The organism is Stenotrophomonas sp. YJH_SMC_110, assembly GCF_059369255.1.
Map to the genome: position 1 here is coordinate 92,627 of NZ_JCAFSM010000011.1, position 12,367 is coordinate 104,993.

At 67.1% G+C, this 12,367-nt stretch carries 13 protein-coding genes and 1 pseudogene; 5 read left to right on the top strand and 9 right to left on the bottom strand.

Annotated features, from left to right (window positions below):
* Positions 1–218 precede the first annotated feature (218 nt).
* Complete coding sequence (locus tag AC5P6H_RS17940) at positions 219–1,619, top strand: serine hydrolase domain-containing protein (RefSeq protein WP_032960851.1); 1,401 nt, start codon at positions 219–221, stop codon at positions 1,617–1,619.
* Between the two features lie 102 nt (positions 1,620–1,721).
* Here the strand turns inward: AC5P6H_RS17940 and AC5P6H_RS17945 are convergent, their stop codons facing one another.
* A complete protein-coding gene (locus AC5P6H_RS17945) occupies positions 1,722–2,480 on the bottom strand; it encodes an SDR family NAD(P)-dependent oxidoreductase (protein WP_032960847.1) in 759 nt (252 codons plus the stop codon).
* 114 nt (positions 2,481–2,594) lie between these two features.
* On the opposite strand from AC5P6H_RS17945, the gene AC5P6H_RS17950 reads away from it, so the two are divergent.
* Positions 2,595–3,488: a LysR family transcriptional regulator gene (locus AC5P6H_RS17950; RefSeq protein WP_495202940.1), complete on the top strand. Its 894-nt coding sequence runs from the start codon at positions 2,595–2,597 to the stop codon at positions 3,486–3,488.
* A gap of 124 nt (positions 3,489–3,612) precedes the next feature.
* Here the strand turns inward: AC5P6H_RS17950 and AC5P6H_RS17955 are convergent, their stop codons facing one another.
* From AC5P6H_RS17955 to nudE, 8 genes are all read right to left on the bottom strand, one after another.
* On the bottom strand, positions 3,613–4,107 hold the full coding sequence (locus tag AC5P6H_RS17955; RefSeq protein ID WP_014648081.1) for a hypothetical protein: 495 nt from the start codon (positions 4,105–4,107) through the stop codon (positions 3,613–3,615).
* 775 nt (positions 4,108–4,882) lie between these two features.
* Positions 4,883–5,278: a glycine cleavage system protein GcvH gene (gene gcvH / locus AC5P6H_RS17960; RefSeq protein WP_014648082.1), complete on the bottom strand. Its 396-nt coding sequence runs from the start codon at positions 5,276–5,278 to the stop codon at positions 4,883–4,885.
* Between the two features lie 93 nt (positions 5,279–5,371).
* A complete protein-coding gene (gene gcvT / locus AC5P6H_RS17965; RefSeq protein ID WP_014648083.1) occupies positions 5,372–6,484 on the bottom strand; it encodes a glycine cleavage system aminomethyltransferase GcvT in 1,113 nt (370 codons plus the stop codon).
* Between the two features lie 157 nt (positions 6,485–6,641).
* Complete coding sequence (locus AC5P6H_RS17970; protein ID WP_164077967.1) at positions 6,642–6,944, bottom strand: Mpo1-like protein; 303 nt, start codon at positions 6,942–6,944, stop codon at positions 6,642–6,644.
* A 218-nt stretch (positions 6,945–7,162) separates the two neighbouring features.
* On the bottom strand, positions 7,163–7,492 hold the full coding sequence (locus tag AC5P6H_RS17975) for a YnfA family protein (protein WP_014648085.1): 330 nt from the start codon (positions 7,490–7,492) through the stop codon (positions 7,163–7,165).
* Positions 7,489–8,328, bottom strand: a complete 840-nt coding sequence (gene mazG, locus AC5P6H_RS17980) for a nucleoside triphosphate pyrophosphohydrolase (protein WP_495202941.1) — start codon at positions 8,326–8,328, stop codon at positions 7,489–7,491. Before mazG ends, AC5P6H_RS17975 begins: the two co-directional genes overlap by 4 nt.
* A 13-nt stretch (positions 8,329–8,341) precedes the next feature.
* Positions 8,342–9,145, bottom strand: a complete 804-nt coding sequence (gene cysQ, locus AC5P6H_RS17985) for a 3'(2'),5'-bisphosphate nucleotidase CysQ (protein ID WP_014038179.1) — start codon at positions 9,143–9,145, stop codon at positions 8,342–8,344.
* Positions 9,142–9,705: an ADP compounds hydrolase NudE gene (nudE, locus tag AC5P6H_RS17990; RefSeq protein WP_005418435.1), complete on the bottom strand. Its 564-nt coding sequence runs from the start codon at positions 9,703–9,705 to the stop codon at positions 9,142–9,144. The genes cysQ and nudE overlap by 4 nt, the downstream gene beginning before the upstream one ends.
* A 77-nt stretch (positions 9,706–9,782) precedes the next feature.
* Between nudE and bioA the strand changes: the two genes are divergently transcribed.
* From bioA to AC5P6H_RS18005, 3 genes and pseudogenes are all read left to right on the top strand, one after another.
* Positions 9,783–11,174 (top strand): adenosylmethionine--8-amino-7-oxononanoate transaminase, encoded by a 1,392-nt coding sequence (bioA, locus tag AC5P6H_RS17995; protein ID WP_049441317.1) that lies wholly within the window; start codon positions 9,783–9,785, stop codon positions 11,172–11,174.
* On the top strand, positions 11,165–11,902 hold the full coding sequence (locus AC5P6H_RS18000) for a 16S rRNA (uracil(1498)-N(3))-methyltransferase (RefSeq protein ID WP_014648088.1): 738 nt from the start codon (positions 11,165–11,167) through the stop codon (positions 11,900–11,902). Before bioA ends, AC5P6H_RS18000 begins: the two co-directional genes overlap by 10 nt.
* Before the next feature lie 157 nt (positions 11,903–12,059).
* A pseudogene (locus tag AC5P6H_RS18005) lies at positions 12,060–12,173 on the top strand (16S rRNA (uracil(1498)-N(3))-methyltransferase); the annotation flags it as partial.
* Positions 12,174–12,367: the final 194 nt, after the last annotated feature.

Here is a 12,367-nt window from a genome sequence, read left to right on the forward strand (position 1 = left end):
GTACGTTAGCCAATGCACTGAAACATCGCCAGCGTGACGCGCCCTCGCGCCTGCGGACGGACGCGACGACCGGCCTGGACGACACGTTCCGATACACACTTTCGGGGCGTCAAAATTCCAACTTTTTCAACAAGATGCGCATTCATCTTCGCTCTGTTTGTGCACAGGGGAAAAGCGGCGCTAGAATCGCCATCAGCAGTCGCGCACGGGTCCAACCGATGAAAAAGAACAGCCTGCGTCGTCCGATCCGTTCGGCGGCCACCGGTTTGCTGGGCATGTTGATGCCCGTTGCCTTGTCCACCACCGCGCAGACACCGCCGGCGTTGCCGCCGATGCCGACCAACATCGAATCCGCGACGGCTGCCACCGTCGCCCACACCCAGCCTGCGGCCTACCGCACCGGTCTGGTGCCGCGCGTCCAGGCGCCGGCGGCTGGCTTCAACGTCGCCAACATCGAATCGATGGCGCAGCAGCTGACCTATGGCGAGCGCGTGCCAGGCATGGCGGTGGCGATCGTGCAGGGCGGCCGCATTCTCAGCGCGCGTGGCTATGGCGTCACCGACGTCAACAACCCGCTGCCGGTCGATGCGCACACCGTGTTCCGCCTGGCCTCGCTGTCCAAGGCCTTCGCCGGCACCATGGCCGGCCTGCTGGTCAACGACGGCACGCTGCGCTGGGACAGCAAGGTCACCGACTACGTGCCGGGCTTCCGCCTCAATTCGCCCGAAGCCACCGACCGCCTGACCGTGGCCGACGTGCTCAGCCATCGCGTCGGCCTGCCGTACAACGCCTACGACCGCGACATCGAAGGCAACGCCGAGTACTACGCGCTGACCCAGAAGCTGGCCAACACCAGCCTGAAATGCCTGCCGGGCGACTGCTACGCCTACCAGAATGTGGCCTTCAGCCTGATCGGCGACGTTGTCTATGCGGCCTCGGGCAGCTTCTACGAGCAGTCGGTCGAGCGCCGCATCTTCAAGCCGCTGGGCATGAATGATGCCAGCCTCGGTCTGGCCGGCATCCAGGCCAGCTCGCGCTGGGCGCGTCCGCACGTGCGCAGCCGCAACGGCTGGGTCTCGCTGACGCCCAAGCCCACCTATTACCGCGTCGCTCCGGCGGCTGGCGTCAACGCCAGCGCCAGCGACATGGCGCAGTGGCTGCTGGCCCACACCGGCCATCGCCCCGACGTGCTGCCGGCACCGCTGCTGGCCACCCTGCATTCAAGCCTGATCAACACGCCGGGCGAGATGCGTTCGGGCTGGCGCCGTGAGCGCCTGCACTCGGCGGGCTACGCATTGGGTTGGCGTACCTTCGACTACGCCGGCCACGACGTGGTGTTCCATGCAGGTGCCGTGCAGGGCTATCGCGGCCTGGTCGCGCTGGTGCCGGAACGTGACCTCGGCATCGCCATCCTCTGGAATGGCGAAAGCGGCCTGCCCAGCGGCCTGCTGCCGACCGTGCTCGACTCGGCGCTCGGCCTGCCGGCGCAGCGCTGGCTGGACGTGGACACCGACTTCGGCAGCGACAACCTGATGGCCGAGGGCGCAAGCCCGGCGCAGCAGGACAAGCGCAAGGGCAAGGGCGCCTCGGGCAACCGCGCGGTGGCTTCGCCGCGCTGACCAGGCGGGCTCGACCGTGTGTGCGAAGGGCGGCCCATCGGTCGCCCTTTTTGTTGGCCGTTGCAGCGTCGAGCCCATGCTCGGCTCTGCAGTTCCGCAGCGCTAGTGCGCGAAGTAGTGCATGCCGCCGTCCACTGGAATCACCGCACCGGTGATGTAACCCGCCAGCGGCGAGGCCAGGAACGCCACCAGCGGCGCCACTTCCTCCGGTTCACCAAAGCGTCCGATCGGGATGTTGCGGGCAATGAACGCGCGTCTGCTTTCCTCGGTGGGGTGCAGGCGGTCCAGGATCTGCGCGCTGTTGATGCGCCCCGGTGCAATCGCGTTCACCGTGATGCCCTGCCCCGCCACCTCCGACGACAGGCCCTTGCTCCACAGGTGCAATGCCGCCTTCGCCGCGGTGGCCGCGTTCACCGCGCGCGGTTCCATCGAACCGCTGAAATTGATCACCCGTCCCCATGCCTGCGCCTGCATGCCGGGCAACAGCGCCTGGGTCAGCCGTCGTGCGGCGGAGAAGTTCAGGGCGATCGCTTCCTCCCAGATATCGTCATCGGCATCGACCGTGGTCGGCCGGGAACCGCCTGCGGCATTGACCAGGATGTCGACACGCTGCAATGCCTCACGGGATGCGTCCGCGATGTACCGGAGGTCGCCGGCAACCGTGACATCGCCGGCCACGATGACCGGTGCAGCGCCGCCTTCGGCTTCGATCCGCGCCGCCAGCGCCTGCAGCGGTGCCCGCTGCCGCGACGTGATGGCAATGCGCACGCCCTGGGCCGCCAGCTGCCTGGCGACGGCGGCACCGATGCCGCTGGCCGCGCCCGTCACCAACGCGGTACGGCCAGCAAGATTCAAGTCCATGGTGTTCTCCTGTCAGCGTGGCCGGCGAATCCGGTCCGTGCACGACATGCTGTTTGATCACCCCTGATTGATAAACTCCACGCAGGTTTCAGCATTCAACACCCGGGGTGTCAGATGAACCTGCTGGAGAGCATGCAGGTCTACGTGCTGATCGTGGACCAGGGCAGCCTCAGTGCGGCAGCCGCGGCGATGGATATCTCGGCAACGATGGCCGGCAAGCACCTGCGCGCATTGGAAGCCCGGCTGGGCATGCAGCTGTTGAGCCGTACCACCCGGCGCCAGCACATGACACCGTTCGGCGAGGACTACTACGCGCGCTGCAAGGAGATCCTGCGCCTGGTGGAGGAAACCGACGCGCAGGCGCAGCACCAGCAGCTCTCACCGGCGGGCACGCTGCGCATCAGCGCACCGGTGATCTTCGGTACACACGCGCTGGTACCGGCGCTGGCCGAGTACATGGCCCGTCATCCGGATGTCCGGGTCGAAGCCACGCTGACCGATCGTGTGGTCGACCTGGCCGAAGAGGGCTTCGAGGCGGCACTGCGCATCGGCACGCTGGCCGACAGCAGCGTGCTGGTGGCACGAGCACTGGCCCCCTATCGCTTGATGATGTGCGCCTCGCCGGCGTATCTGGCCAGGCACGGCACGCCACGCAGCGTGCACGCACTTGCCGGCCATCAATGCCTGTCGTTCGAACCGAGTGCGCTTGCCCAGTGGCTGCAGGACGACGCTGGCGAGCTCGACCACGTGCCCGACGGCCGACTGCAGATCAACAATGGCGAAGCGCTGCGTTCGGCGGCGCTGCACGGCCTCGGCATCGTCCTGCAATCGACGCTGCTGCTGGCCGCCGATGTCGAGGCGGGGCGTCTGGTGCAGCTGTTCCCGGAATACGGTCAGGCCGGTCGGCCGATGCACGTGGTCTATGCGCACGACCGATACCACTCCACCCGCCTGCGCAGCTTCCTCGACTTCCTGATGGAGCGCTTTCCAGCGGCGCCGCACGGCTAGCGCCGACCGTCAGCAAAGCGGTCGAGCCTGGCTCGACTCGACGCTACAAGTGGCCCATAAAAAAACCCCCTCCCCGCTGGGCAGCCAGGGAAGGGGGTTTCAGGATGCGGCTATCGGGAAGTACTTAGATCAGCGGCGCCGGGGTTGCCGGCAGAGCGACCGGAGCGGCCTTCTTCTTGCGGGCGGCCGGCTTGCGCTTGGCAACCTTCTTCGCTGCCTTCTTCGGGGCAGCCTTCTTGGTGGCCTTCTTCGCGGTCTTCTTCACTGCCTTCTTGGCGGTCTTCTTGACGGCCTTCTTGGCAGTGGCCTTCTTCGCGACCTTCTTGGCCGGCTTGCGCGCCGCCGCCTTCTTGGCAGTCTTCTTGGTGGCCTTCTTGGCTACCTTCTTGGTGGCCTTCTTGGCAGCGGACTTCTTGGCTACCTTCTTCGCCGCCTTCTTCACTGCCTTCTTCGCAGTGGTCTTCTTGGCGACCTTCTTCGCAGCCTTCTTCACTGCCTTCTTGGCGGTTGCCTTCTTCGCGACCTTCTTCACTGCCTTCTTGGCAGCGGCCTTCTTCGCGACCTTCTTCACCGCTTTCTTGGCGGCGGGCTTCTTCTTCGCAGCTTTCTTGGTTGCCATGGGATGGCTCCTCGTCAGTGATAGGGAGTTGAAACGCCCAGTTGGATCAAACCCGCGGATGCTGCGTGCGGGGACCGCCGGCGCGTCAGGCGCGCCGTTACGGATGCGGCAATGCCCGCCTCGATCGGCGGAGCGGGCATCGGAACGGGAGTTGCCTTGCATTTCTCCGGGGGAAGCGGGGCCATGTCCACCGTCATCAGGGTCGCGGTGGTCTTGAAGGGGCTGCTTCGCATCGGACGATTGATTCTGCGCACTCGGTTGGGCAGGCAAGGTCTGCTGAGGCGAAACCTAATCACGGTTTTTTTTACTGTCAACAACCCCCGCGAAAAATTTTCACATCCGCGCCTTCCCGGGCGACGCCGGCGCCACCACTCTGCACGGCCTGCAACGACGGTGGAAGCGGCGCGCACGCACGTTGCCTGCATCGATGCCAATGCAGGCGTTGATCAAAAAACACTTGAAATAAGCACTCCGCGTAGACAGGCGCAGGCAAGGCACAACGGCGTACGCGCATCGTCGGTGGTCACCGGCACCGCCGCCAACGCCAGCACAACGGCGCCGCAACGGGGGGCGAAAAGTTTTCACATTCGAACGCTTCGGCGCGGGGCTGAAACGCGGATTTGCGCAAAACTGCGCACGCCCATCGGCACCGTTCGCCTGTCGGCTGATGCCACGCCGAGGGTGCACAGCGAACCCCGCGTCATGAGTCCGACGCGGTCGCCAAAACAAAAACGGCCACCCGAAGGTGGCCGTTCCAGAATCCGGAAACGACGACTCAGTGGTCGTCGTTCTCCAGGGCTTCGGCGTACGCGTCCGGGTCCAGCAGCTCGTTGACCTCTTCGGCGTTGGTCAGTTCGATCACGAACATCCAGCCTTCGCCGTAGGCATCTTCGTTGATGGTTTCCGGCTTGTCGGACAGGGCCGAGTTGACCTCGACGACCTTGCCGCTGATCGGGCTGTAGACGTCCGAGGCGGCCTTCACCGACTCGACGACGGCGATCTGTTCGCCGGCCTTGGCGTCGGCGCCGACTTCCGGCAGTTCGACGTAGACCAGGTCACCCAGCAGGCCCTGGGCGTGGTCGGAAATACCGACGGTGACGCGGCCATTGCCTTCGACACGGGCCCACTCATGGGACTTGAGGAACTTGAGGTCGCCGGGGATCTCGCTCATGGGACTGCTCCAGAGATATGCAGGGGTGGAAAAAACGGGGCTAGTGTAACCAACCGGCCGCCACTGCTGTCAGTGACGACCGGCACGTTCGGATCAGGCGTCGGCGAGCACGCCGGGCTGGGCCTGGCCTTCGCGCACGAACGGGAACTTGACCACGCGCACCGGCACCTGCCGGCCGCGGATGTCGACGGTGACCTCGCCGAGTTCACCGGCCGGCACGCGGGCGAAGGCGATGCCCTTGGCCAGGGTCGGCGAGAAGGTGCCGGACAGGATCTCGCCCTGGCCGCCAGCGGTGGTCACCGCCTGGCCGTGGCGCAGCACGCCCTTCTCGTCCATCACCAGGCCGATCATCTGGCGCGCGGTGCCGGCGGCCTTCTGCGCCTCCAGCACGTCGCGGCCGATGAAGTCGCGGCCTTCGTCCAGCGACACGGTCCAGGCCAGTGCCGCTTCATACGGGCTGATCTCTTCGTCCATGTCCTGGCCGTACAGGTTCATGCCGGCCTCCAGGCGCAGGGTGTCGCGCGCACCGAGGCCGGCCGGCTTCACGCCTGCCGCCAGCAGGCGGTTCCAGAAGGCGACCACGGCATCCTGCGGCAGCAGGATCTCGAAACCGTCTTCACCGGTGTAGCCGGTGCGGGCGACAAACAACTCGACGCCGTCGTCGGACTGCGCCTGCAGGGCGGCGAAGCGGCCCAGCTTGGTCAGTGCTGCACGGTCGGCTTCGCGGGCCAGGCCGATCACGATGTCGCGCGCCTGCGGGCCCTGCACGGCGAGGATGGCCAGGTCCGGGCGCTGCTCGACGGAAACACCGAACGGTGCCGCCTGCTCACGCAGCCAGGCCAGGTCCTTTTCGCGGGTGGAGGCATTGACCACCATGCGGAAGAAATCGTCGCCCAGGTAGTAGACGATCAGGTCGTCGATGACGCCGCCGCGCGGATTCAGCATGCACGAGTACAGGGCCTTGCCGGTCACCTTCAGTTTGTCGATCGAATTGGCCAGCAGGCGGCGCAGGAACGGCTTGACCTGGTCACCGCGCAGGTCGACCACGGTCATGTGACTGACGTCGAACACGCCGGCTTCGCGACGCACCAGGTGGTGTTCGTCCAGCTGCGAGCCGTAGTGGATGGGCATGTCCCAACCCCCGAAATCGACCATCTTGGCGCCAAGGGCGCGGTGGGTATCGTTGAGCAGCGTCTTCTGGGTCATGACCGGTCCGGCAGCAGAGGAAACAGGAATTCCCATTATCCCAGATCGGTCGCCCGCAGGCGTGCCGCAGCGCAGCGGTTCGTGGAAGCGGAAGCGCGGCCCGCCGCGCCCTTTCCCTTTCGGGCAAGGCAATGGCTGCGCTCCCCGCAACCGCCTGTTACAGGCGCACCCGCCCACGCAGGATGTCGACGAACATCACCCAGTCACCCATGAATGAATACAGCGGATGCCGGAAGGTGGCCGGGCGATTCTTCTCGAAGAAGACGTGGCCGACCCAGGCGAATCCATAACCGCAGAACAACGCGGCCAGCAGGAGCGTCGGCTGGCCGCGCAACACGGCAGCCGCAGCCAGCAGCAGCACCCCGCAGCTGCCGATGAAATGCAGGCGCCGCGAGACCGGGTGGCGGTGCTCGCTGAGATAGAACGGATAGAACTCGCGGAAGCTGGCGAAGCGGGACATGCGCGTGCTCCGGGGGCCGTGGTCACTGCCATCATGCGCCTTACCGGGATGCAGCGCTGCGCGCTTGCGGGGCATGGCCCGGCGGCCGTTGTAGAGCCGAGCCATGCTCGGCTGCCTTGGCCTTTGTAGCGCCAAGCTTGCTCGACTGCTCCCCGGAGAAGCAGCCGAGCATGGCTCGGCTCTACAAAAGGGTGGGCGCGGTCGAGCCTGGCTCGACGCTACACCGGGGGCGTGCGCGGACCGAACATGATCACCGCCATGCCGGCCAGGCACAGGGCTGCACCGAACAGGTCCCAGCGGCTGGGGCGGATGCCGTCGACCAGCCACAACCAGAACAGCGCGGTGCCGATGTACACGCCACCGTAGGCGGCATAGACCCGTCCACTGGCAGTCGGGTGCAGAGTCAGCAGCCAGGCGAACAGGGCCAGGCTGGCCGCGGCCGGCAGCAGCAACCAGACGCTGCCTCCCTTGCGCAGCCACAACCATGGCAGGTAACAGCCGACGATCTCGGCCAGCGCGGTCAGCAGGAACAGGCCAAGCGTCTTCACGCTTTTTCTGCTGCCTTGGCGTGCTGCCACAGCGCTTCCTGCGCATCCAGGTCCAGTGCCGCCAACGCCTCCCCCTGCGCCTCGGCCTGCGCTTCCATCGCGCGGAAGCGCCGCTCGAACTTGTGGTTGGCCCCGCGCAGTGCGGCGCCCAGATCGATATCGGCGTGCCGGGCCAGATTGGCGCAGACGAACAGCAGGTCGCCCAGTTCTTCCTGCAGGCGCGCCTTGTTGCCCGCGATATCGCCGCGCTCGAATTCCTCTCGCAGCTCCTGCAGCTCCTCGGTCGCCTTGTCCAGCACAGGCAGCGGGCCCGGCCAGTCGAAACCGACCTTGGCCGCGCGCGACTGGAGCTTCACGGCGCGCTGCCATTCCGGCAGGCCACGCGAGATACCGGCCAGTGCGGAGGTGTCCTGCTCGCCCTTGGCGGCACGCTCGGCGCGCTTGATCGCGTCCCAGTTGCGCATCACTCCGTCGGCATCGTCGACGCTGACATCGGCAAACACATGCGGGTGACGGCGCTGCATCTTGTCGCTGATCGCACGTGCGACATCGGCGAAGGCAAATGCCCCCTGCTCCTCGGCCATGCGTGCGTGGAACACCACCTGCAGCAGCAGGTCGCCGAGCTCGTCGCAGAGATCGTCGAGGTCGCCGCGGTCGATCGCATCGGCCACCTCGTAGGCTTCCTCGATGGTGTACGGGGCAATGGTCGAGAAGTCCTGCTCCAGGTCCCATGGGCAACCTCCCTGCGGGTCGCGCAGGCGCGCCATGATGACCAGCAGGCGTTCCAGTTGATGGCTTGCCTCGCTGCCGGTGGCAGGGGTGTCATGCGCGCTCATGCGGCCTCCAGGTTCAGTCGGACAACCAGTCGCGCCACGGCAGGCTGGTATCACCAAGGGCAATGAAATCGCCGTTCAACAGCGTTTCGCGGCGGTTGTAACGGAACGGCTTGCCGGTCGCGGCCGACAGCACCGCGCCACCCGCCGCATGCAGCACGCACTGGCCGGCGGCGGTATCCCATTCAGAGGTCGGGCCGAGCCGCGGATAGACATCCAGGCCGCCTTCGGCGATCCGGCAGAATTTCAGCGACGAGCCCTGCGCGATGGTCTCGATGCGGCCCATGCGCGCCAGCAGCGCCTCGGTTTCCGGCGAACGGTGCGATCGGCTGGCGGCGACGCGCAGCGGAGCAGTGGCCGGCGTGCGGGTGCGCAGCACGGTGTCGTGCAGACCCTGCCGCCGATAGGCCAATTCCCCGCGCATGGCATGCCAGACAATACCGGTGACCGGCGCCAGCACCACGCCGAATGCCGGTGCGCCCTGGTAGATCAAGGCAATGTTGACGCTGAACTCACCGTTGCGCTTGACGAACTCGCGGGTGCCGTCGAGCGGGTCCACCAGCCAGTAGGCGCCCCAGTGGCGGCGCTGCTCCCAGCCCACCTGCGCCGATTCCTCGGACAGGATCGGCAGGTCCGGGGTCAGCTGGCGCAGGCCCAGTTCAATGACCTGGTTGGCGGCCAGGTCAGCTGCGGTGACCGGGCTGTTGTCGTCCTTGATCTGCACGTCGAAGCCATCGGCATACACCTGCATGATGGCCTGTCCGGCTTCCTGGGCGATGGCGATGGCGGTCTCGCGCAGGTCCGTCGTCAGCTTGATCATCGCGTTCCCTGCAACCACTGGCGGGCAATGAACAGCGCCGCCAGCGAGCGTCCCTCTGAGAAGTCCTCGCGCAGCATCAGCTGGTCCAGTTCGGCCAGCTTCCACGGCACCACTTCCAGCTCCTCCGGCTCGTCGCCGGCCAGTTTTTCCGGGTACAGGTCGCGCGCCACCACCAGCCACGACTGGTGGCTCATGTAGGTCGGGGCCAGGGTCATCGCGCGCAGCACGTCGACCCGGCGCGCACCATAACCGGCCTCTTCCTTCAGTTCGCGGTCGGCCGCCTGCTCGGGCGTCTCGCCGGCATCGATCCGGCCCTTCACCAGCCCCAGTTCGTAACGGTGCATGCCAGCGGCGTATTCACGTACCAGCAGCACGGTTTCGTCGTCGAGCATCGGCACCACCACCACCGCACCGTGCCCACGGCTGACCAGGCGCTCGAAGCGGCGGCGTTCGCCGTTGGAGAACTCCAGGTCCAGGTGCTGGCGCTGGAAGGGGCCGTTCTCCTCATCGGTGATCCGATGGATGATCGGCAAGCGACGGCCGGCACGGTCATCGTTCATGCGGAATCTCCGCGGCGACCGGCGGCTGCGCCGGGGCCGATAGAATGTGCAGGCAGCAACATGTTCATGAGCCCGAAATGCTAGCAGACCCAACCCCCTCCCCGCTGGCCCGCCACTGGCGGCAGCGCGACCTGCAGGTGCTGTGGCACCCGTGCACGCAGATGCGTGAGCATCCGGACACCCTGCCGCTGGTACCGATTTCCCGTGGCGAAGGCGCATGGCTGATCGACCACGACGGCAACCGCTATCTGGACGCGGTCAGCAGCTGGTGGACCAATCTGTTCGGTCATGCCGAACCGCGCATCGGGGGCGCCATCGCTGCCCAGGCCGGGCAGCTGGAACAGGTGATGCTCGCCGGTTTCGGCCACGAGCCGGCGATCACCCTGGCCGAACGCCTGCTGGCACTGGCGCCACGCCAGGCCGGCCGCGAACCGCTGGCCAAGGTGTTCTACGCCGACAACGGGTCCGCCGGCGTGGAAGTGGCGCTGAAGATGGCCTTCCAGTACTTCCAGAACCGCGGAGAGCCCCGGCGCACGCGCTTCATCGCGCTCGAGAACGGCTACCACGGCGAAACCCTGGGCGCGCTGGCGCTGGGTGACATTCCGCTGTACCGCCGCGTCTATGCGCCGCTGCTGGCCGAGGGCCTGTTCGCGCCGTCGCCCGATGCCTACCTGGCCGAACCGGGCCAGAGCGCGGCCGATCGCGCACGGCAGGCGGCCGATGGCCTGGCCACGCTGTTCGACCAGCACCCGGGCGAGGTCTGCGCGGTGATCCTGGAACCGCGCCTGCAGTGTGCCGGCGGCATGCGCATGCATGACCCGGTCTACCTGCAGCGCGTGCGCGAACTGTGCGATGCCCATGGCGCGTTCATGATCGCCGACGAGATCGCCACCGGCTTCGGCCGCACCGGCACCCTGTTCGCCTGCGAGCAGGCCGGGGTGATGCCGGACCTGATGTGCCTGTCCAAGGGCCTGACCGGCGGCTTCCTGCCACTGGCCGCCGTACTGGCGACGCAGGCGCTGTATGACGCCTTCCTCGACGACTCGCGCGAGCGCGCCTTCCTGCATTCGCACAGTTACACCGGCAACCCGCTGGCCTGCGCCGCGGCGCTGGCGACGCTGGACATCTTCCGCGACGACGATGTGATCGCGCGCAACCGGGGCATCGCCTCGGTGATGGGCACGCTGGCGGCACCGTTTGCCGACCACCCGCACGTGGCCGACGTGCGCCAGGCCGGCATGGTGGTGGCGTTCGAGCTGTCGCGCGACGGCAACAAGCGCACGCCGTTCGACCCGGGCCTGCGGCTGGGCCTGCAGGCCTACAAGGCCGCCCTCAAGCGCGGCGTGGTGCTGCGCCCGCTGGGCGACGTGCTGTACTGGATGCCACCCTACTGCGTGGACGACGAACAACTGGAGCTGCTGGCGCACACCACGCTGGCGGCCATCGACGAGGCGATTGCATGCGCGTGACCCGCTGCCCCATCGACCTGGCGCTGCACAGCGGCCAGACCGTGACCCTGCCGGAAGAGACCGCCAATCACCTGGTGCGGGTGATGCGCCTGCGCGAAGGCGATACCTGCGTGCTGTTCAACGGCGATGGCCACGACTACAGCGCGACGCTGACCGTGGCCGGCAAGCGCGAGGTGCAGGTCCGCATCGACGCCGTGCAGGCCATCGACAATGAATCCCCGCTGGCGATCACCCTGCTGCAGGGCATCGCCCGTGGCGAGAAGATGGACCTGATCCTGCAGAAGGCCACCGAGCTGGGCGTGGTCGCGATCATTCCGGTCAACGCCGAGCGCACCGAGGTGAAGCTGGACGCGGCACGGGCGGAAAAGCGCGTGGCGCACTGGAACAACGTGGTGACCTCGGCCTGCGGCCAGTCCGGGCGCGCGCGCATTCCGCCGGTAGGATCGCCGCTGTCGCTGGCGCAGGCTGCGGCGGCGCTGCCAGCCGATTCGCTGCGGCTGACCCTGGATCCGCACGGAGCACATCGCCTGTCGACGCTGGAAGCCGCTCCCGCTGGCGGCATCGTGATTGCAATCGGCCCGGAAGGCGGCTGGTCGCCACGCGACCGCGATCAACTGGCCGCAGCAGGGTTCCAGGGGCTGCAACTGGGGCCGCGGATCCTGCGCACGGAAACGGCCGGACTGGCCGCGATCGCGGCGTTGCAAGCGCGCTTGGGCGATCTGGGGTAAGGCTGATTCGTGGTAGTGCCGGCCGCTGGCCGGCATCCACGGGATCATGAGGTTGCCGGCCAGCGGCCGGCACTACCAGCTACCCGACCGGCGGATTGCCGATCAGGCCGCCAGCGGATGTCGACGCTGGAAGCCGCTCCCGCTGTCGGCATCGTGATTGCAAGCGGCAGGATTCCAGGGGCTGCAACTGGGGCTGCGGATCCTGCGCACGGAAACGGCCGGACTGGCCGCGATCGCGGCGTTGCAGGCGCAGTTGGGCGATCTGGGGTGAGGCTGATTCGTGGCAGTGCCGGCCGCTGGCCGGCATCCACGGGATCATGGGGTTGCCGGCCAGCGGCCGGCACTACCGGGAACCCGACCGGCGGATTGCCGATCAGGCCGCCAGCGGATGTCGACGCTGGAAGCCGCTCCCGCTGGCGGCATCGTGATTGCAATCGGCGGGATTCCAGGGGCTGCAACTGGGGC